General features: G+C 75.8%; 1 protein-coding gene (only partly in view). It reads right to left on the bottom strand.

Annotation, left to right across the window (positions count from 1 at the left end):
* On the bottom strand, window positions 1–23,150 hold the 5' portion of the coding sequence (locus ACIQ9P_RS32540) for an EndoU domain-containing protein (protein ID WP_402364351.1). 11,290 nt of this gene lie to the left of the window's left edge; only the first 23,150 of its 34,440 coding nucleotides appear in the window; the start codon lies at window positions 23,148–23,150; its stop codon lies beyond the left edge, outside the window.

Genomic DNA, 23,150 nt, shown 5'->3' with positions numbered 1-23,150 from the left:
AACACGTCCGCGCCGTACCGGTGGGCCAGCGGGCCGAGCAGGTGCCGCAGGCTCTCGGCGGTGTCGACCACCGCCATGTCCTCCGGCTCGGGCAGGGTGTCGCGGTCGACGATCACCCGGGCGTAGGGGTCCTCGTGGTCGTCGGCGAAGTCGAGGCGGACGGTGACCAGGGTCTCCGGCATGCCGTCCTGGTCGGCGGTCTCCCGCACCCGTTCGCGGACGTAGGCGTCCACCCGGCGCTGGAGTTCGCCCCGGGCGGCCAGCTGCTCCCGGTGGGTCAGGGGGCCGTCGACGGAGACCTGGACGGGGAGGGTGATCTCCAGGCCGAGCTGCCCGGAGTCGAACAGCACCCGGGAGACGGTGAGGGTGCGGCCGTCGAGTTCGACGTCGTCGCCGCGCACGGTGTGGCGCACCCGGCTGTCGTCCCAGGCCCTCAGCGGCGCGCCCGGCTGGTCCTCGGTCGGGCGGTGGACCAGGTGGGCGCCGTCGCGGGAGAGTCCCTCGATCCGGACGCCGTCGGCCTCGCCGGTCCAGTGGTAGGTGCGGCCGTCGTCCAGGTACACCCGCTGTTCGGCGGGGACGCCGTCGTGCGCCTCGTCGACGCGGCGCAGCAGCCCCAACGACGACCAGTCGCGCGGGTACATGGTGCGCAGGCCGTCGTCGGCGTCCAGGACCCTCCAGCGGGTCGGGAACTCGGCGAGCGGGGAGGTCGGCGCCACGGTCGGGTCGAGGAAGGCGACCCGGGCCCGGTAGGTGCCGTTGTGGGCCGGGGCCGTGGTCTCGACGACCCGGACCCCGTGGGCCCGGAGCGCGTTCTCCCGCTCGGACGGGGACAGGTCCGGTTCGCGGTGGAAGCCGGTGAGGTGCTGCCGGTCGCCGTAGTGGACGAGGTCCTCGGCGCGCTGGCCGAAGGCGCCGAAGCCCTGGGCCGGGTTCGCGCTCCGGTTCGGGTCGTGGTCGGTGAGGTCCAGCGGGTCGGGCCGGTGCGGGGCGTTCAGGGGCGGGTCGGTGTCGGGCTGGGTGTCGGCGGGCCGGAAGGACAGGAACCGGTCGCCGCGGACCTCGCCCTCGATCCGCACCCCGGCGTACTCGCCGGTCCAGAGGCGGCGGGCGCCGCCGAGTGGGACCACCTGGCCGGTGCCGAGCGCGTGCAGGTACGCCTGCTCGGCCGCGTACACCGCGTCCTCGCCGGTCCAGTTGCGCGGGAACATCCGGCGGTGTGTCGGGGCGGCGTCGGCCGTCCGTCCGGCGGTGCCGGTCAGCAGGTCCCCGGCGGCGGTCACCGTGGACGCCCGCCGCCTCGGCGGCGGCACCGCGGCGTCCGCGGGGAAGTCGGCGACGACGACGCCGTTGCGCTCCACCCGCACCACCCGTTCCGGCGCCGGCCGGTCCGAGCCGGCCGGCGGCAGCAGGTGCCCGCCCGGGTTCCGCGTCCCGCCGAACAGCGAGGTCTGCCGGGCGTCCAGGCCGAACGACGCCCGGCCCGGCAGGCCGTGCGCGTCCGCGACCGCCCGGCCGGGGGCGGGCAGCGGCGCGGCGCCGAGCGCCCGGTCGACCGCCGCCCCCAGCTCGCGCAGGTTGCGCGGCTGGAGGGCGAACCGGATGTCGGTGTTGTCGGTGCTGATCCCGGCGTCCTGGTCGAAGCGGACCCGGTTGTGGCCGGCGTGGGTGCCGCCCATCAGCCCGCCGTCGTTGTACGAGGGCCGGGGCGGGATCGCGTGGGTGAAGGTGGCGTTGCCGTCCTCGTCGACGGTGTCCTGGTGGACCCGCCGTTCCCGGTACTCGTCGGGCAGGCCGAGCAGGTGGCCCAGCTCGTGGGCGAGGACGGTCCGGTCGGTGTCCAGGCCCCAGAGGCCGGAGTGCTCGCGGATGGGCCTCCCCCGCTCCGGGGCCCGGACCTCGACCTCGTGGTGCGCCGCGTCGGGGTCGTCGGTGAACTCCAGCCGTAGCACGAGGGTTTCGCCGCCGGGCAGCCGGTGGCCGGTGTTGTAGTACTCGTCGACGGCGCGCCGGGCCCGGTCGCGCAGGTCCGCCAGGTCCGCGGTGTGGTCCCGGCCGGTCGGCAGCCCCGAGGTGTCGAGGCGGACCCGCACCACGGCCTCGATCGCCGGCGAGCCGTCCACCAGGACGGCCCGGCCGGCCTGGAAGCCGCGCAGCCGGGTGGCCGTGCTGGGGTGCAGAGTCCGGTCGGCCGGCGCGGTGACCTGCTCCGTCCGGAGGACCTGGGCGATCCGCAGGTCCGGCGCCGGTGCCTCGTGCGCGGGGCGGACCCGGAAATCGTCGCCGTCGGTGCTGCTGTCGGTCTCGCTGTCGGTGTCCCGGAGCGAGTCCATGTCGACGGAGCGGCCGGAGTCGGAGCCGTGCACGGAGTTCATGTCGTCGTCGTCGGAGGACAGGTAGTCGAGGGTGGAGTCCGTGTAGGCGTCCATGTCCTCGTCGGAGTCCCGGTACAGGTCGACGTCCATGTCCATGTCGTCGTCCCGGCCCGGGGTGACGGGCCAGGTGGACTCGTCGCCGCCCGGCGTCGTGGGCAGGACGAACGCGTCCTCACCCGGTGTGGAGGGCACGGAACCCTCGTCGTGACCGGGCGTCCGGGGCAGGGAGTTGTCGTCGCGGCCCGGGGTCGTGGGCCGGGAGCCCCCGTCCGAACCCGCGACGTACGGCGCGCGCGGCGCCGATGCCGACGCCACCTCGCCCGGGGCCGCCGGCCGGCCGGTACCGCGCTCGGGCACCGCCGGGGAGGTCTGGCGCGGCGGGGTGTGGCCGTCCGCGACCGTGAAGTCGACGATCCGGTGGTCCGCGTCCCGGAACACCGTGATCTCGACCCCGGCGAACCGCACCCGGCCGCGGAACCCGTCCCCCACGAGCTCCTCGATCGCGATCGGCCGCCCGTGGTGGGCCGCGTAGAGGCGCTCCGCGGCCGTCCACTCCCGGGGCAGGCCCCGGCCGGCGTCGGCGCTGAGGTTCGGGGAGACCCGGTCGGCGGGCACCGCGTCGGGTGCCGTCGAGGGGGTGGTGGCCGGGCGGCGGCCGGTCCCGGGCGCGCCGGGCTCGGTGAGCGGGGCGGAGCGGTACGCGTCCGGCCGCAGGACGACGCCGGGCTGCTCGTCCGCCGGGCGGTGGACCAGGTGCCGCCCGTCCCGGGTGATGCCCTCGATCCGGACGCCGTCGGCCTCGCCGGTCCAGTGCTGGGCGCCGTTCACGAGGCGGGTGTCGGTCCGGTTCTCGTACGCCGTCCGGACCGCCTCCAGGACCCGGGTGACCGTCCAGTCCCTCGGGTAGAAGGTGTTGGTCGGGTGGTCGGCGCGCAGGTGCCAGCGGGACGGGAAGTCCGTCATGTAGGAGGACGGCGAGGCCACGGGGTCGAGGAACCACACGGCGGCGCGGTAGGTGCCGTTGGGGTGGCCGGCGAAGGGGGGCCCGATCCGGACGCCCCGGCGCTGGCCGGCCAGCTCGACGGCGGACGGCTCGCCGGGCAGGTGCCCGGGCGGCTCCGGCGGCTGGTGGTGTACGCCGGTCATGGTGTGCCGGTCGCCGTAGCGCACCAGGTCCTCGACCCGCTGGCCGAAGCCGTCCGGGAAGGGGTGCCAGGGCAGGTGCGCGGCGGCGCCGAGGCCGCTCTGGTCGTCGGACGGGCGGAAGGAGGTGAGCTCCGCCGTCACGACCGGCCCGCCGGGCCGCTGCTCGGTCCGGAGGTCGACCCGGCCCTCGACCCGCACGCCGCCGTACTCACCGGTGAACGCCCAGGAGACCGGGCCGAGTTCGGTGAGCGCGTCGCCGCCGCGGCGCAGCGCGTGCTGGTACGCCTGCTCGGCCGCGTACACCGCGTCGTCGCCGCTCCAGTGCTCGGGGAACATCGTGCGACCCCGGTCGCGGCCGGCCGGGCCGGTGCCGCGGTCGCCGCCGGCGAGGTCGCCGGCCAGCCGGTGGTGGCCGGTGGTGGGGCCGTCCTCCGGGCCGGTGAAGACCCGGAAGGTGCCGTTGCGGTTCTCGGAACCCGGAATCCGGGCCGGCCGCGGCCGGTCGGAGCCGGGCGGCGGGAACAGGTGCCCGCCGCCGTCGCGGCCGCCGCTGGACAGCCGCCGGCCCTCCAGGTCTCCGTACAGCGCGGCGCGCCGGGCGTCCTCGTTCACCCGGGGCCGGGGCGGGTGGACGCCGTCCGGGAGCGGTCCGCGCTCGGCGCCGAAGGCGAGGTCGATCACGGCGCCGAGCTGACGCAGGTTGCGGGCCTTCAGGACCGGCCTCGGGTCACGGTGGCCCTGGGGGTCGGGGTGGTTGTCGGCGTCGACCATGGGCCGGTGGAAACGGTCGATCCAGGTGGAGCTCATCAGGCCGCTGTCGTCGTGGACCGCCCGGAGCCGGCCGTCGTCGGAGCCCTCGCGGTACTCGTCCGCCAGCCCGAGCGCGTGGCCCAGCTCGTGGGCGATGACCTCGGGCCGGACGTCGAGACTCCAGTTGCGCAGGTCGGCCCGGTCCTGAACCGGGTGGACGGCCACAGTGTGGTGCGCGGCGCCGGGGTCGCCGACGAACTCGACCCGGACCCGCAGCCGGTCGCCGCCGGGCAGCCGCTGGGAACCGCCGTAGGTGGCGGCCATCCCGATGCGGGCCCGGGCGGCCAGCTCGTCGAGGCCCCGCACGGTGGCGGGGTCGGCCAGGTCCAGCGCCCTGGTGTCCAGGTGCACCCGGACGGTGACGAGCGCCTCGGTGTCGCCGTCGGCGAACCGGATCCGGCTCACCGTGAACCGCTGCAGGTCCCGGTCCTCCATGGCCAGTTCGAGCCGGTCCGTCGGCGGGTGCACCTCGCGGGTGCCGAGCACCTGGATGTGCTCCGGGCCGGGCCGGGTCAGCTGGTTCGGCGTCCGCTGGTCCGGCTGGCCCCAGAAGTCCGTGATCCGGCCGTCCTCCATCCGCACGGTCAGCCGTACCCCGCCGAACATGCCGTGGACCAGTTCTGGCGCCGTGGTCGCGCCGGGCGGCACGGGGCCGGCCGCGAGCCGGTGCGCCGAGCGCGAGCCGGCGACCGCGCCGGCGGCGTAGCGGGCCTCGTCGGCGGTCCACTCGCGGGGCAGGTTGCGGCCCTCGGTCGGGCGGTCCCACGCGGAGGCCGTGAAGGACCGCCGCCAGCCGTCGAGCATCGTCTCGCCGGAGACGGTGCGCGGGGCCGCCGGGGCCTGCGGCTGCCGCTCGGAGGCCAGCACCTCGGCCAGCCGGTCCGTCCCGGCCGCCCGGTGCAGCCTCGGCAGGGCCTGCTCGATCGTGGGCTCCTGGCCCGGGACGAGCCGGACCGGGGTGGCGTCGGGGTCGCCGGTGAACTCCAGCCGGAGGTCCAACGGGGTGGCGGCGGCGCGCTGGTGGCCCTCCAGGTACCCGGCGGCGGCCTGCCGCAGGGTCGCCTCGGCCTGCCGCAGCTCGGCGGGGGTGGTGTGTTCGCCGCCCACCAGCCGGACCCGGGCGGTGACCCGGACCACCTCGGAGCCGTCGAACATGAGGTCGCGGCGGACCCGGACCGGCCCGAGGCCGGTCGGCCGGACCTCGGTGCCCCGGTGGGCCGTCGTCGAGGCGGCGCCCTGGTAGTCGGGGTTGTCGAAGGTCTGGTGCGGGGCCGGGCGGTGGTAGTAGAGGTCGCCGTCCGGTCCGAACCGGCCCTCGATCCACACCCCGTCCGCCCGGCCGAGCACGACCCGGGAGCCGTCGGCCTCGTCGCGGGTGCGGAGCGGGTGGTCGAGCGCGGCGGTGACGTGCGCGGTCAGCTGCGCCTCGCTCCAGTGCCCCGGGTAGTACACCGTCCCGGGGTCGAGCGCGGAGCGGTGCCAGCGGGAGGGGAACTGCGCGGCCGGGGCTCCGTGGGCGACCGCCGGGTCCAGGTGGGCGTCGAAGACCCGGACGGCGCCGTTGGGCAGGGTCACCCGCATCTGGCCGGGGGTGGCCACGGGCGGGCGGCGCGGGGTCCCGGTGACGGTGCCGTCGAGGTCGGCCGACTGCCAGGCGGAGGCGGCCGCCCGCTGCCCGGCGGGGGTGAGCGTGGGGGCCGGCTCGGGCTCGGCGTTCCCCTCCAGCGGCCGGACGTGCAGCTGCGGGAGGTCCCGCTGGTCACCGGCACCGGCGACCAGGACGACCTGTCCGTCCTGGACGTGGACGGTGAGGTGGACGTCGCCGTAGGAGCCGTGGACGACGCCGGTCACGGTCGGGCCGTAAGCGGCGCCGTGCTCGTCGAGGATCCGGACGGCGGCCCATCGGGCGTCGAGGGCCGTCCACTCCCGGGGCAGGCTGTGCGTGACGGGCAGGGCGCGCGGGTCGGCGGCCAGCGCTTCCGGGCTGAACCGCGCGTCCAGGTGGCGCAGTTGGGTCACGGTCGACTGGTCCCAGCCGGCCATCCCGGCGGGCCGGTGCTCGCCGGGCCGCAGCGGGCCGGGTGCGCGCAGGTCGGCGGGGACACGGGGGGCGCCGTGCTCGGCGACCAGGTCCGCGACCGGGGTGGTGAAGTCGCTCACGGCGGCGGCGACCGCGTTGAACACGTGGTCCTGGCCCTGGACGGCGAGCGGCCCGAGGACCGCCGACACCTCCGAGACCGCGTCGGGTCGCACCAGCACGTCGGAGAAGACGTCCGGACGTCCGGGGGTGAAGTCGAGGAGGACGGCGACCAGCCTCGGCGGTACCCCGTCCGGGCCCGCCGTCTCCAGCGTCCGGTCCCGGACGTAGTCGTTCACCCGCTGCTGGACGATGTCCTGGGTGAACGCCAGCCGTTCGGGCGTCACCGGGCCCTCGACCAGGGTGCGCACGGGCACGGTGATCCGCAGGCCCTCCTGCCCGGAGTCGAACAGCACCCGGGAGGCGGAGAACGGGCGCCCGCCGATCGAGGTCCCGGTGTCCGGGGAGACGCGCAGCACCCGCCGCTCGTCCCAGCCGGTCATCGGCTGGGAGTCGGTCGGGCGGTGGGCCAGGTGGGCGCCGTCGCGGGAGAGTCCCTCGATCCGGACGCCGTCGGCCTCGCCGGTCCAGAAGTAGGTGCGGCCGTCGTCCAGGTACACCCGTTGTTCGGCCGGGACGCCGTCGTGCGCCTCGTCGACGCGGCGCAGCAGCTCCTCGGACCGCCAGTCCCGCGGGTACATGGTGCGCGCGCTGCCGCCGTCGGCGTTGCCGCGGAACTGCCAGCGGGTCGGGAACTCGGCGAGCGGGGAGGTGGGCGCCACGGCCGGGTCGAGGAAGGCGACCCTGGCCCGGTAGGTGCCGTTGTGGATCGGCGGGCTGGTCTCGACGATCCGGACGCCGTGCGCCCGGAGGGTGTTGGCCGGGTCGGCGACGTGCGCCGGGTCGAGTTCGTGGTGGACGCCGGTGAGGTGCTGCCGGTCGCCGTAGCGGGCGATGTCCTCGGCACGCTGGCCGAAGGTGCCGAACCCGTGGGCGGGGTCGTCGGGGCCGAGCCGGTGCGGGGCGTTCAGGGGCGGGTCGATGTCGGGCTGGGTGTCGGCGGGCCGGAAGGACAGGAATTGGTCGCCGCGGACCTCGCCCTCGATCCGTATCCCGGCGTACTCGCCGGTCCAGCGACGGCGCGAGCCGCCGAGCGGGACCACCTGACCGGTGTCCAGCGCGTGCAGGTACGCCTGCTCGGCCGCGTACACCGCGTCCTCGCCGGTCCAGTTGCGCGGGAACATCCGGCGGTGCGTCGGCTCGACACCCAGCAGGTTGTCCGCGCCGGCCAGGTCGCCGGCGGAGGAGACGGTGGACGCCCGCCGCCGCAGCGGCAGCGGCGCGTCGGAGGGGAAGTCGGCGACCACGACGCCGTTGCGCTCCACCCGCACCACCCGCTCCGGCGCCGGCCGGTCCGAGCCGGCCGGCGGCAACAGGTGCCCACCCGGGTTCCGCGTCCCACCGAACAACGAGGACTGCCGGGCGTCCAGGTCGAACGACGCCCGGCCCGGCAGGCCGTGCGCGCTCGGCTCGGCCCGCACGGGACCGAGCGCCTGCTCGATCTCCGCGCCCAGCTCCCGCAGGTTGCGCGGCTGGAGCGTGAAGCGCATCGGGGTGTCGTCCTGGCCGACGGCGGCGTCCATGTCGACGCGGGGGCGGCCCTCGGCGGCGACGGTGCCGGCCATCAGCCCGGCGTCGGTGTACACCGCCCGGGGGCGGACCTCCAGGGAGACGACCACGGGGTTGCCGTCCTCGTCGACCGACTCCTCGTAGACGCGCCGCTCGCGGTACTCGTCGGGCAGGCCGAGCAGGTGGCCGAACTCGTGGCCGAGGACGGTGCTGTCCGAGTGCAGACCCCAGAGGTCGCTGTGCTCGCGGACGTCCCCGTCCTCGACCCGGACCAGGTGGTGCGCCGCGTCGGGGTCGTCGGTGAACTCCAGCCGCACCACCAGGACTTCGCCCTCGGGCAGCCGGTGGCCGGTGTTGTAGTACTCGTCGACGGCGCGCCGGGCCCGGTCGCGCAGGTCCGCCAGGTCCGCGGTGTGGTCCCGGTCGGTCGGCAGGCCCGAGGTGTCCAGGCGGACCCGCACCACGACCTCGACCGCGAGCGAGCCGTCCAGCAGGAAGCCGCGGGCGGCCTGGAAGCGGCGCAGCCGGGTGGAGACGCTGTTGTGCAGGGCCGGGTCGGCGGACGCGGTGACCTCGACCGGGTCGAGCACGGCGGCGAACCCGAGGTCCGGGGCCGGCGCCTCGTGGGCCGGCCGGACGGGCCGCGCCACGGGCACCTCGTCGAGGTCCATCAGCAGGTCCGCGTCGAGGTCCTCGGAGCGGCGGCCGGTGGAGGCGGAGCCGCCCTCCCAGTCCATGTCCTCGTCGTCGGAGATCAGGTCCAGGGTGTCGGCCCGGGAGGAGGTCTCCTCCTCGTCCGTGTCCGGGTACAGCTCCATGTCCGAGTCCTCGTCGGAGCGGCGGTGGCCGCCCGGCGAACCGAGGTCGTGCTCGGAGCCCTCGTCCGAGCCGGGGAAGTGCGGCAGCGGCTCGGCCTCGACGGGCCGCTGGAGCGGCTGCCGGGTGCCGCGCTCGGGGATCGGCACGGCCCGCTGGGGCGGCGGGGTGTGGCCGTCGGCGACCGCGAAGTCGACGATCCGGCGGCCGGCGTCCCGCACGACCGTGATCTCGACACCGGCGAACCGCACCCGGACCTCGGTGCCGCCGTCGGCGAGCGGGGTCGCGGCCGTCAGGTGCCGGCCCGCGTAGGCGGCGTAGAGCCGCTCCCCCGCCGTCCACTCCTCGGGCAGGCCCCGGCCGGCGGAAGGCCGCAGCACGCCGACCTCGCCGGTGGGCACCGCGATCCCGTCCAGGTCGGCGACGACGGCCGGGCGACGGCCGGTGCCGGGCGCCGCGGGTTCGGTGAGCGGGGCGGACCTGCCCCGCACCCGGGCGTCGGGCTGGTCGTCCGCCGGGCGGTGGGCCACGTGCCGCCCGTCGCGGGTGATGCCCTCGATCCGGACGCCGTCGGCGGTGCCGGTCCAGTGGACGGCACCGTCGACGACGCGGTCCAGGAACCGCTCCCGGTACTGGTATGCCTCCTGGACGGCGTCGAGGACGTGGCCGGAGCGCCAGCTCGCGGGGTAGAACATCCGCCCCGGGTGGTCCGCGTGCCGGAACCAGCGGGAGGGGAACTGCGCGAGGTGCGCCCGGGGGGCGACGAAGGGGTCGAGGAACCAGGCGGTGGCCCGGTAGGTCCCGTTGGGGTTGGAGTTGAAGGAGCGGGCGCCCATCCTGACGCCCCGTCGGTGGCCGGCCACCTCCACGTTGGAGAACCCGCCCTCCGGGGTGGCCGCCAGGACCGGCTGGTGGTGGAAGCCGGTGAGGGTCTGCCGGTCGCCGTAGCGCACCTGGTCCAGGACCCGCTGCCCGAACCCGTCCGGGAACGGGTGCCACGGCAGGTGCGGGGCGGCGCCGAGGCCGCCCTGGTCGTCGGAGGGGCGGAAGGAGGTGATCTCCACCACCTCGACCCGGCCGCCGGGCCGGTTCTCGTCCGGGTTCGGCGTCCGGACCTCGGTCCGGTTCTCGACCCGGCCCTCGATCCGGACGCCGCCGTACTCGCCGGTGAACGTCCGGACGCCGGGCGCGATCTCGGTGAACGCCTCCGGGCCGCGGCGCAGCGCGTGCTGGTACGCCTGCTCCGCCGCGTACGCCGCGTCGTCGGAGGACCAGTGCTCCGGGAACATGGTGCGGTGGCGGTCGCCGGCCCGGGGAACGGGAGCGGGGGCGGTCGCGAGGTCGCCGCCGAGGTGGTGGCTGGTCGTTCCGGAGCCCGTCGTCGCCGGGGTGGCCGGGGCGTCGAACACCCGGAAGGTGCCGTTGCGGTTCTCCGACCCCGGGACCCGCTCCGGCCGCGGCCGGTCGGAACCGGGCGGCGGGAACAGGTGGCCGCCGTCGCGCCGGTCGCCGTACAGCGCGGTGCGCAGCGCGTCCTCGTTCACGTGCGGCCGCGGCGGGCGGGTGGCGTCCCGGCCCGGTCCGCGGTCGGTGCCGAAGGCGGAGTCGATCACGTCGCCGAGCTGCCGCAGGTTGCGCGCCTTCAGCACGGGGCGCGGGTCCTCGACGTTGGGGCGACCGTACGGGTTGTCCGTGTCGATCAGGGTCCGGCCGCGGAGGTCGCGGGTGGTGGCGCCCATCATCCCGCCGTCGTCGTGGACGGGGCGGACCCGGCCGGGGCGGGAGAGTTCGCGGTACTCGTCCGGCAGCCCGAGCAGGTGGCCGACCTCGTGGACGACGGCCTTGGCCGGGGTGTCCAGGCCCCAGTTGAAGGCGTTCGGCCGGGGCTGGGTCGGGTGGACGAACACGGTGTGGTGCGCGTCGGCGGGGGACTTCACGAACTCCATCCGCACCCGCAGCCGGTCGCCGCCGGGCAGTCGCTGGCCGAGGTCGTAGATCTCGGCCATCCGGGTGCGGGCGTTCCTGGTCAGCTCCTTGAGGCCGTCCTTGGTGGCCCTCTTGGTCATGTCCAGGTCATTGGTGTCCAGATACACCTTGACGGTCACCAGTGACTCGGTGTCACCATCGCCGAGCCTGAAACGGCTCACCGAGAACCGCTGGAGCCGCCGCTCCTCCAGCGAGCGCTCGAAGAGGTCCGCCGGCGGGACGATCTCACGGGTCCCCAGCCGTCGCCGTCGCTCGGCCGTGGGCGAGGCCAGCTGGTCCGGGACCCGCTGGTCCGGCTGGGCCCAGAAGTCGGTGATGCGGCCGTTCTCCACCCGCACCGTCAGCCGCACACCGGCGAACTCGCCGTGGCGCACCGTGGGCGCGGTGGTGCCGCCGGGCGGCACCGGGCCGACCGGGGCCCGGAACGCGGAGCGCGCGACCACGCTCGCGGCGTGGCGGGCCTCGTCGGCGGTCCACTCGCGCGGCAGGCCGCGGCCCTCGGTCGGGCGGTTCCACACGGCCGGGTCGAAGAGCTGCCGCGCGCCGTCCAGCATCGTCTCGCCGGACACGGTGTGCGGGGGCGGCGGCGCCTGCTCCCGCGCGGCGGCCAGGACCGAGGCCGGTCCGGCCCCCGTCGCCGCCTCGTGCAGCCGGGGCAGGGCCTGCCGGAGGTCGAGGCCCGTGCCGGGGACGAAGCGGACCTCGGTGGCGTCGGCGTCCCGGGTGAACCGCAGCCCGAGCTCGATCCGGGTGCTGCCGTCCCGGTGCCCGGCCAGCAACTGGCCGGCGGCGCGGTGCAGCGCCATCTGGGCGCGCAGGACGTCGGGCTGGGCGACGCCCTCGGTGCCGACGACCCGGACCCGGGCGATCAGGTGGACGGCCTCGGAGCCGTCGGACATGAGGTCGCGGCGGACCGACACCGGCCCGAAGCCGGCCAGCTCCACCTCCTCGCCGCGGCCGAGCAGCTGCGCCGGGCCGAGGTCGTACCTCGGGTCCCGGGACGACTGGTGGGGGGACGGCCGGTGGCCCATGAAGCTGCCGTCGGCGAGGTACATGCCCTCGATCCAGACGCCGTCCACGTGGCCGAGCCGGAAGGTGACGCCGTTCTCCACCCGGGTGAACCGCGTGTTCCCGAGCGCCTCGGTCACCCGCCCGCCGAGGTCCGCGGCGGTCCAGGACTTCGGGTAGTACACGGTGCCGGGGTCGAGCAGCGAGCGGCTCCAGCGCGAGGGGAAGGCCGCCACCGGCGCGCCCGCCCCGACCGCGGGGTCCAGCTGCGCCCGGAACACGCGGACGGTGCCGTTGGGCAGGGTCTCCTGCCGCTCGCCGTCCTGGAGGACGGGCGGGCGGCGCGGACCGTCCTGCACCGTGCCGTCCGTCGCGGTCGGGTGCCAGGGGTTGGTCCGGGACGGCGGCGGGACGGTCCCGACCGCGGCGGCGGCCGACGGCGGCGCGGGCGCGTCCGAGCCCGGGAACGCCTGCGGCAGCACCGGGACGCCGGCGTCACCGGGTCCCGGCGCGTGCAGCAGCGGACCCTCGCCGTCGATGGTGGGCAGCCGCCCGGAGCCGCGCTCGGGCAACGGTCGGGAGCCCTGGGGCGGCGGGGTGTGCCCGTCCGCGGCGTGGAAGTCGACGATCCGGTAGCTGTCCCAGTCCCGCACCACGGTGATCAGCACGTCGCCGAAGCGCACCTGCTGCCGCAGCACGTCCCCGTCCCGCCGCTCGGATCCGATCTGCTCGCCGCGGGCGGCCGCGCGGATCATCTCCTCCCGCGTCCACTGCGGCGGCAGGCCCCGGCCCGCGTCGGGCCGCAGATCCGGGCTGACCACGTCGGCCGTCACCGGGTCCGTGAACGGCCGGGCGACGGTCGCCGGACGCTCGCCGGTGCCGGGCGGCGCCGGTTCGGTGAGCGGGTGGGAGCGCTGCCCGGCCGCCGCCGGCGCGCCGGGCTGGTCGTCCGCCGGGCGGTGGACCAGGTGCCGCCCGTCCCGGGTGATGCCCTCGATCCGGACGCCGTCGGCCTCGCCGGTCCAGTGCACGGCGCCGTTCACGGTGCGCCGCTCGGTCGCGCGCCGGTGGGCGGTGTCGACGGCGTCCATGACCCGCAGCCCGTCCCAGTCCCGGGGGTAGAACATGTTGGCCGGGGAGTCCTCGCGCCGGTGCCAGCGGGAGTCGAACTCCGCCAGCCGCGACCCGGGAGCGGCGACGGGGTCGAGGAACCAGACCGGGGCGCGGTAGGTCCCGTTGGGGTTGGTGTGCAGGGGTTCCCCGACGTCGATCCCGTGCGCCGCCCGGGCCCGCTCCACCGGCTCGTGGTGCAGGCCGGTGAGGGTGTGCCGGTCGCCGTAGCGCACCAGATCCTCGACCCGCCGGCCGAAGGGCCCGTCGGCCGGGCGCCACGGCAGGTGGGAGGCCGCGCCCAGACCGCTCTGGTCGTCGGCCGGGCGGAAGGAGACGATCTCCGCCACGTCGAACAGGCCGCCGCGCCGGTTCTCGGCCGGGTTCGGCGGCCGGAGCTCGGACCGGACCTCGACCCGGCCCTCGATCCGCACGCCGCCGTACTCGCCGGTGAACGTCCAGCCGCGGGTGCCGGAAGCGGTGAACGCCCCGTCGCCCCTGCGCAGCGCGTGCTGGTACGCCTGCTCCGCCGCGTACACCGCGTCGTCGGAGGTCCAGTGCTCCGGGAACATCGTGCGGAAGTCCCGGGGCCGGACCGCCAGGTCGCCGGCCAGCCGGTGGTGTTCCGTCGTCACATCACCGGCCGGGCCGCCGCGCACCCGGAAGGTGCCGTTGCGGTGCTCCGGCTCCGCGAGCCGCTCCGGCCGCGGCCGGTCGGAGCCCGGCGGCGGGAACAGGTGGCCGCCGCCGCCCTGCCGGTCGCCGAACAGCGCGGTGCGGCGGGCGTCCTCGTTCACCTGCGGCCGCGGCGGGTGGACGCCGTCCGCGACCGGTCCGCGGTCGGCGCCGAAGGCGAGGTCGATCACGGCGCCCAGCTGCCGCAGGTTGCGCGCGGGCAGGACCTGGTGCGGGTCGCGGGCATAGGAGCCCCGGGACCAGTGGTCCTGGTCGACCGCGCTAACGCCGTGGTCGTCCACGTGCCGGGACGCCATCAGCCCACTGTCGAGGTAGACCGGACGACTGCCCTTCGACGCCTCGCGGTACTCGTCGGGCAGGCCGAACAGGTGGCCGACCTCGTGGGCGATGACGTCGCCCGTGGTGTCCAGGCCCCAGGTACGGTGGTTCGCCCGGTCCTGGATCGAGTTGATCCTCACGGTGTGGTGCGCGGCGCCGGGGTCGCCGACGAATTCGATCCGCGCCCGCAGCCGGTCACCGTTGGGCAACCGCTGACCGACGTCGTAGGTCGCCGCCACCGCGGCCCGGGCCCGGTCGAGCAGTTGCTCGAACCGCTCGACGGTACGCAGCTCCACCAGGGGCAGGTCCCCGGTGTCCAGGCGCACCCGGACGGTGATCACGGCCTCGGTGTCGCCGTCGGGCAGCCGGTTCCGGCTCACCTCGAAGCCCTGGTTCCGCCGCGACTCCAGGCCGCGGTCGAAGGCATCCGCCGGGGGAACCACCTCACGGGTCCCGAGCAGCCGGCGCTGTTCGGGCGCCGGCGTGGCCAGCTGGTGCGGCACCCGCTGGTCCGGCTCGCCCCAGAAGTCGGTGATCCGGCCGTCCTGCACCCGTACGGTGAGCCGCACCCCGGCGAACTCGCCGTGGTGCAGCACCGGCCGGTCCATGCCGCCGGGCGGCACCGGGCCGGCCTCGACGGACTGCGCGGTGGACCGGATCCGGTGCGCGGCGTAGCGGGCTTCTTCCGCGGTCCACTCGCGCGGCAGGTTGCGGCCCGCCGTCGGGTGCTCCCACGCCGCGTCGGCGAAGTGCTGCCGCGGCACGTCGACCAGCGACGCGCCCGACACCGTCCACGGCGCCTCCGGCGCCTGATGGGGCGTCATCTCCAGGACCATGGCCAGGTCGTGCCGGCCCGCCGCCGCGCGCAGCAGGGGCAGCGCGCCCCGGACGGTGAGGTCGGCGCCGGGGCCGATCCGCACTTCGGTGGCGTCCTGGTCGGTCGTGAACTCCAGCCGGAAGTCGAGCCGGGTGTCGCTGAAGTCCTGGTGGCCGGCCAGATAGCCGGCGACGTCGTCCTCCAGGGCCGTCCGGGCCTGCCAGAGCTCGGCCGGTCCGCTCTGCTCGTCGCCGACCAGCCGGACCCGGGCGGTGACCCGCAGGACCTCCGTCCCGTCGATCATCCGGTCCCGGCGGGTCCGGACGTGACCGAGCTCGGGCACCTGGACCTCGACGCCCTCGGTGTGCTGGGCGTCCGTCTGCCACGGGTACGGGCGGTGGGACCGCAGGTTGCCGTCCGGGTGGAACACGGCCTCGATCCAGACGCCGTCCGAATGGCCGACCACCTGGATGGAGCCGTCGGGAAGCCGGTTCTGCACGGGCGCGGTGCGCACCGCCGCGTCCACGTGGGCGGCCACGTCGGCGGCGGTCCAGGAGGTCGGGTAGTACACCGTGCCGGCGTCCTGGAGCGGGCGGTGCCAGCGCGAGGGGAAGTCCTCGATCGGCGCGCCCGGCTCGATGCCGGCGGACCGCAGCCCGGTGAAGACCCGCACCGTGCCGTTGGACAGCACGGTCTGCCGCAGCTCGCCCGAGGCGCTGGGCGGGCGGACCGGATCCTCCGTCGCGCCGTCCGGGCCCGCGAACTGCCAGGCGGAGGCCGGGACCTGCGGCGCGTCGTCGTTGGTCAGGGCGCTGTCGTTCGACGGACCGGTGTCGTTCGTCAGGACCGCGTCGTTGCTCAGGACCGCGTCGTTCGTCAGGACCGTGTCGTTGGTCGGGGCACTGTCGTCGAACGGATGCCCGGGCGCCGGCAGCTCGCCCTGCCCGTCCGCGCCGAAGCTCCGCGGCGCGTTCGGCAACGGGGCGACGACCTCCGCCGGGCGGCGGAACTGCGGCGGGTAGTGCATCTCGCCCAGCACCTCTGCGACGGCGATCCGGCCGTGCGCGTCGTGCTCCAGCCGCAGCCGCACGCCCAGGTGCTCCACCAGCCGCACGGTGCGGCCGGGCGGCACCGGGGGCTGCGGCCCGTCGGCGACGAACGGGACGCCGTGACGGCGCGCGTCCGCGAGGAACGCGAGGCCGTCCTCGCGCGACCACACGGACGGCAGGCGCGAGTCCCCGGCGGTCCAGCCGTCGGCGAGCGCGAAGCCGCGCTCCAGGCCGGGATCGAGCGTCGCGGACCGGCTGACCGTCGCGGGCCGCTCGTCCGTGCCCGGCGTGCCCGGCTCGCGCAACGGCGGCGCGGTGGGCCGGTCGGTGGCCGTCCAGCCCTCGGCCGGCGCCGTCCGGCGCGCGTGCTCGACGATCTGCGCCCGGGGGGCGTGCTCCCCGACGAACCCGGGCAGCAGGGTGCGCGGGCCCGGCATGCTGGTGCGGCTGACGAGGGGCGCGCGCGGGTGGTCGCTCTCGACGAGGTCGACCACCACCCGGACCAGCGCGCCGTCCGCGTCGCGCAGGTTCCCGAGCTCCCGGTCGACCCGCTGCTGGAAGGCCGCCCGGTACTCGGCCCGGTCCCGGGGCGACATGTCCTCGCCGAAGTGCACCCGGATCGGGGTGATCAGCCCCAGGCCGGTCCCGCCGTCGGCGAAGCGGACGTGGCGGACGATCGCCCCGAACCCGCCGCCGAAGTCCACCGGCCGCGGGGCGGACTGCTGGACGATCTCCTCCGCCCGCCACGTGGAGACCGGCTGGTCCATCGACGGGCGGTGGACCAGGTGGACCCCGTCACGGCTGAGGCCCTCGATCACCACCCCGTTGTGCCGACCCGTCCAGCTCTCGGTCCCGTCGGCCGCGACCCGGGAGTCGTGCCGGACGGCGTAGGCCGCGCGCACGGCGTCGAGGATCTCGGACTCCGACCAGGCGTCCGGGTACATCACGTGGGTGTCGCCGTCGGCGCGGCGGAACCAGCGCGACTCCAGCTGGGCCAGCGGCGCGTCGGGGCCGACCCGCGGGTCGAGGTACCAGACCCGGGACCGGTAGGTGCCGTTGTCGTGCGGCTCGTGCAGCCGCTCCACGATCAGGCCGTGCTCCCGGCCGAGGGCCGGCGACGGCCGCCGGTGGCCGCCGGTGAGGGTGCCCCGGTCGCCGAACAGGGCGATGTCCTCGGCCCGGTCGCCGAACTGCCGGACACCGGGGTTCGGCGGCTCGAAGGCGGGGACGGGGACCCGGTCCTGGTTTCGGGCGGGCCGGAACCCGGTGAACTCGCCGTGCACCACCTCGCCCTCGATCCGCACCCCGCCGTACTCGCCGGTCCAGTGGTGGGTGCCGTTCCGCTCGGTCACCCGGCCGGTGCGCAGGGCGCTGTGGTACGCCTGCTCGGCCGCGTACACGGCGTCGTCGGAGCCCCAGTGCCGGGGGAACATCGTGCGGGTCCTGGTCCGGTTCCGGTTGGCGGCGCCCACGATCAGGTCACCGCCCGAGTCCAGGTGCCGCTCCGGCACCGACTCGGTCCGGGAGATCCGGAAGGTCCCGTTGGCGTGGTCCGGCCCCACGGTCTGCCGCACGCCGGACGGGTCCGGACCCGTCCTCGGGGACAGGTGTCCCCCGGCGCCGTCCCGGCCGCCGTGCAGCACCGTCCTGACGACGTCCTCGCCGAAGTTCGCCCGCGCCGGCGGCGCTCCGGGGGCGACCGGCTCGCCGGCCGGGCCGAACGCTTCGTCGACCGCACTCCCGAGCTCGCGCAGGTAGCGCGCCGGAAGCCCCTGCGCGGGGTGGATGCCCACCGGCTCGGTGGAGTTGTCGTGGTCCACCAGGAACCGGCCGTGGCGGTCGACGCTCTGGCTACCCATCAGCGCGCCGTCGCGGTACACCGGCCGTGACCGGCGCGCCGCCTCGCGGTACTCGTCCGGCAGGCCCATGAGGTGCCCCAGCTCGTGGGCGATCGTGGTCCGGTCCAGCCCGAGGTCCCAGTTGAGCGCGTTGGCGCGCGGGTGGGTCGGATACAGCTCTACGGTGTGGTGCGCCTCCCCGGGGCTGTCCACGAAGGTCACCTCGACCCGCAGCAGGTCGCCGTTGGGCAGCCGCTGGCCCCGGTTGAACTGCTCGTCGACACCGGCCGCGGTGCGGGTGCGCAGGGTCTGCAGCCCGGCCTCCCGGTCGGCCGGCGCCAGGCCGGACAGGTTCGAGGTACCGAGGTGCACGCGCATCCCCAGCACCGTCTCGGTGTCCCCGTCGGGCCGTGCGATCCGGGTGGCCTCGAAGGACTGCAGGGACCGGGCCGACAGCCCGCGCCGGAAGTCGTCGGCGGGCGGCCGGACCTCCGCGGTGGCGAGCACCCGGTGCGTGCCGGACGGCGGCACCGGCCCCTCCCCGGCCAGCGGGACGGCGACCAGGAAGCGGGTGATCAGGCCGTCCTCGGTGTGCACCACCACGGTCCGGCCCGCGTGCTCGCCCCACAGCCGGCCCTGCTCGTCCGGCCGGCCGTCGAGCAGGGTCCGGTAGGCCGCGTAGCGGGCGTCGGCGGGTGTCCAGGTCGACGGCACGCCCAGCACCGGCCGGTCCCAGGCGGTGTCGGTGAAGACCTCCCGCACGGCCGTCAGGTTCGCCCGCAGCCGGTCGGTGGAGGCCGACGGCGCGGACGGGTCCTCGGCGCCGGGGGGCCGCAGCGTGCCGGCCACCGGCTCCGGCAGCGGCAACTCGTGCCGGGCGGCCCCCGGCGCCGGGGCCAGGATCGCCGCGGCGGTCTCCAGGCCGTGCTCGTCCACGGCGGCCAGCAGCGGCCGCAGGTGCCGGTCCAGGACGGCGGGCCGGCCGACCGGTACCGGGACGCTGGTGAACGCCCCGGCCGGGTCGTCGGTGAACTCCAGCCGCAGCGCCACCGGCGTGAAGGTGTCCTCGTTCGCGACCAGGTCGTCGGCGGCCTCCTGCAACCGGCGCCGGTACGTCGCGAGTTCGGGGCCCGTCATGCCCTCACCGGGCGTCAGGTGCAGCCGGACGGTGAGCTCGATGCCCTCCTGGCCGGTGGCGAACACCACCCGCCGGGCGGTCAGTTCGGGGCCGCCCTCGGTGACCGGCCGGGTGACCGGCTCGGAGTGCGCCAGCACGGGGGCGTCGTCCCACCGGCGGACGAAGCCGGGCGTGTACTCCGGCTGCCGCTCGGTCGGCCGGTGGACCAGCACCTGCCCGTCCCGGACCAGGCCCTCGACCCGTACGCCGTCCACCTCGGTGACGACGTGCCGGGTCCGGCCGTCCGGCAGCACCACCTCGCGGCGGGGCCGGCCGTCCAGCAGCGCGGGCGGCACCGTCTCCTCGGTCCGCTGCCGGGTCCAGTGCTCGGGGTAGAGCCGCGGCTCCGGACCCTCCGCGGAGCGGTGCCAGCGGCTGGGGAGGTCGGCGAGCGGGGAGTCCGGCGGCACCGACGGGTCCAGGTACCAGGTGCGGGCCGCGCGGGTGCCGTTCCGGTGCGGCGCCCCCACCGTCTCGGTCCGCACGCCGTACGCGTCACCGGTGGCCCGGTCGACGGCGTGGTGCAGCGGCCGCAGCGTCCGCCGGTCGCCGAGCCCCTCCGGGAGGTCGAACTCGTTCGCGCGGCGCGGGCCGGGGCGGTGCGGGGCGTACGGCGGCGGCGGCGCGTCGCCCTGCTCGTGGTGCGGCCGGAAGCCGGTGACCACGCCGTCGCGCTGGGTGCCCGTGATCGTCACACCGGCGTACTCGCCGGTCCACAGCGGCGAGGAGTCGTCGGTGCCGAAGCGCCGGGAGTCCAGGTGCGCCTGCTCGACGGCGTAGGTGATCTGGTCGACGGTCCAGTGCCGCGGGAAGAAGGTCCGGGCCGGGCCGCCGCCGACCGGGGCCGACAGCCGGACGGTGTCGTTCGGGTTGGTGCGCAGTCGCCCCGGGAACGCCTCGTCGACGGAGGGGCGCAGCAGGGTGCCGCCGGTGCCGTTCCCGCCGTCGGCGCCGTACAACGCGCTGTCGCGGACCTGGTCGGTGATCCGGCGCGGGGTCGCGGCCGCGACGGTGGTGTGCTCAGTGGTGTGCTCGGGGGCGAAGGCGTCGTCGACGGTGGCGCCGACGGTGCGCAGGCGGCGCGGCCAGTCGGCGACGGTGCGGTCGGCGCCCGGGGCGCGGTGCAGTTCGCGCGGGCCGTCGGTCAGGCCGAGGACGCGTCCCAGCTCATGCCCGATCACGTCCCGGCCGGCCCGCAGGCCCCAGTTGGACTCGTCCTGGCGGACGGTGTCCCGGTGTACCCGCACGGTGTGGTCGGCGTTCGCGGGCGAGTCGGCGAACTCGACCCGGACCTGGAGCCGGCTGCCGTCGGGCAGTCGGTGCCCGCCGTTGTAGGCGGCGTTCACCGCCAGGCCGACGCGCTCGCGCAGCGCGGTGACCCGCCCGGCCTGGTCCTGCGGCACGCCGCGGTGGTCGAGGTGCAGCCGCAGGACGAGCTCGGTGACCGGGTCGCCGTTCAGCAGTTGGCCGCGCCGGACCTCGTACGGGCGCAGCGGCGGCGGCTCGGGCGCGCCCTCGATCCGGAGGTAGGCGAGCGGCTCGACCCGCCGGGTGGCCGGGTTGGGGCGGAGCTCGGTGAGGGAGTTGGCGAGCGGCACCGGGACCGTCGGCGCGAGCGGTGGCACGTGCGGGGGGACGGGGTCCGGCCCGTTGCCGTTGCGCGGCGCCGAGGGCAGGGCGGTCTCGTCCTCGCCGAAGGTCCGGGGCTGGGACGGGAGGTCGTCGGTCCCGGTCCGGGGCGGCTGCGCCGGTGCCTCGGACCGGTCGGAGTCGCGGGTGACGCGGGTGACGGGGGTGTCCTCGCCGAGGAGCAGCGAGCCGAGGCTCGTGGTCTGCCGCGGGGACCTCGGCGTCGGCTCCTGGACGTCGTGACGGCCGGCCTCGTCGGTGCCGACCGGCGGGCGCGGTGCGACCGGCGGCTTCGGCTCGTGCTCGGGGACGTGGTTCGGGCTGTGGTTCGGCGCGGTGTGGTCGGCGGCGGGCGCGGAGCTGGTCGTCGGGCGCCCCCCGGCGTTGGCGCCGGCCGTGGCGTTCGCGGTGGCGTTGGCGGTCGTGGCGGGGCCCTGGGCGACGGTGTCGTTGGCGCCGTTGCGGTTCCGGGGGGCCGTCAGCCCGTCGCCCGAGGACTCGGTCGACACCGGGGGCACCGGCCGCTGCCGGCCCGGGGTGCTCTTCTTCGGCGCCTCCTGGCCCGCCGCCTCGCCGGGCTTGCGCTCGGGCGCCTTCTGCTCGGCCTCCGGCTTCGGCGGGACGGCGGGGGCCTCCGCCTTGGGCGGAACGACCGGGGTGTCCTCCGACTGGACCTTGACCGGCGTCGCGGGGGCGTGCTCCTCCCCGGCCTGCTCCTCGCCGCCCTTCTTGCCGCCCGGCTCGGGCCGGGCCGAGGGCTCGTCGTGGACCGGCACCAGGGTGTCGGTGCTGCCGCCGACGGTCCGGGTCAGCGTCTCCAGCAGGGACGGCGCGTGGTCACCGCGCTCCTCCGCCAGGAAGTCGACGTAGGGCAGCAGTTCCTGCATCCACTCGGCCACCTCGCGGTCCGCCGGCGGGGTCTTGATGTCCAGGCCCGAGGCGTGCGACAGGCCCTTGGCGACGTCCTCCAGCGACTCGACCCGGAAGCTCTTGGCGAACTCGAAGGCGTCCGGGTGGCCCATCCGGGGCACCGGGAACGGCACGATCTTGCCGGAGGCCATGGTGGCGAGCGCGGCGAAGGTGATCGGGTGGTAGAGCGGGAAGTACTTGCCCTCGCCGTCCTTCACCGCCTGGAACTGGGTCCGCTGGACCAGGTCGGCGTAGCGGTGCATCAGCGGCGCCGAGCCGAGGTGCATGACGTGGCCCATCATCGCGGTCATCATGCCGCCGACGAAGCTGCCCGCGGTGACGGTGAACTCGTGGTTCTCGCCGAAGATGAGGTTGTAGAAGCCCTCGCTGAGCACGTTCTGGGTGCCGGACTGGACGTAGTTGCCGAGCGCCAGGCCGAGCTGGAACATCTTGTTGCCCTGCGCCTTCATGCCGTCGGCGAGGTCCGGCAGATGCTTGCCCAGCGCTTCGAGCTGATGGGCCGTCAGACCCTTCCCGGCGTTGCCCTCCTGCTTGAGGACGGTGCCCAGCGCGTCCTTGAGGCCGTCGCTGGCCGCACCCCGGGCCAGTACGGTCTGCTGGGACTTGCCGACCCACTTCTCGGCGAACGCCTCGCCCAGCTCGCGGCCGAGCTTCCCGGCCTCCTTCTTCCCGAGCTGCTCGCCCAGGTGCTTGACGAAGGTCTTCTCCATCTCCTTGACGAAGGTCGAGCCGAGCGAGCCCTTGGTGGTCTTCCCGAAGCCCGCCTGCAACTGCTCCGCGGACGCCTCGAACAGACTGCCGAGCTCGCGCGCGAACGCCCTGGCCTCCGACTTCTTCAGCGCCTCCTCGGCGAGTTCCTTCGAGGTCTTCTTGCCGATCGCGCCGAGCGGGCCCTTCTCGCCGGCCTTGGCGGCGGCCTCGGTGGCGGCCTTCAGCGTGCCCTTGAGGCCGTTCAGCTCGCCGTGGACCAGGTAGTCGCTGAGCTGGTCCGCGAGCAGCCGGCCGCCGCTCTTGCCGAGCAGGCGCCCCAGCAGCTTGCCCAGGCCCAGGCCGAGCAGGTCGAGCGGACCGCCGAGGAGACCGCCGATGACACCGAACAGCACCGCCTGCTTCTGGAGCTCCTTGTCGATCTCCTTGCGGTTGCCCTGGCCGATCTGGAGGTTCTGGATGACGCCGTCCATCAGCAGACCGCCCACGATGCCCGAGAAGGTGTGCATCGCGATGGTCTTGAGCAGGTACTTCATCAGGGCCGTGAGCGCGGCCTTGGTGAGCAGCTTCTTGAGCACCAGTCCGGACAGGCTGGCACCGAAGCTGAACGGCGCCCAGAGGATCGCCAGCGCGATCTCGATCATCAGCTGCACCAGCTGGGCGATGGCCATCCACTTGGTGTACTCGACCGTGTTGGCCACGTCCCCGGCGCAGTTCGCCAGCGCCTTGGCGGTCTTGGCCGCCGCCGTGACGTAGTCCTCCCCCGACTTGGCGCCGGTGCTGGAGCGACCGATGAACGAGTTCATCTGGAACGCGAAGGTGATCGCGGCCTGGCCCTTGAACTGCCGGGCGCAGGAGATCGCCACCTTCTCGATCAGCGCCCGCAGTTCCGGCAGTTCGGTGGCCAGCTGCTCGTAGGCGTCCCGGACCTCGCGCAGGTCCCCCTCACGCACCTCCGGCCAGGGCATGCCGGTGATGATCGTGAAGAACCGCGCGGTCGATTCGTTGACCTCGATCGAGGAGTGGGCCAC

This window comes from Kitasatospora sp. NPDC094019, from assembly GCF_044764505.1.
Classification (GTDB): domain Bacteria; phylum Actinomycetota; class Actinomycetes; order Streptomycetales; family Streptomycetaceae; genus Kitasatospora.
Note: the sequence above shows the minus strand (reverse complement) of the source record. Positions and strands in the feature narration are given on the sequence as shown.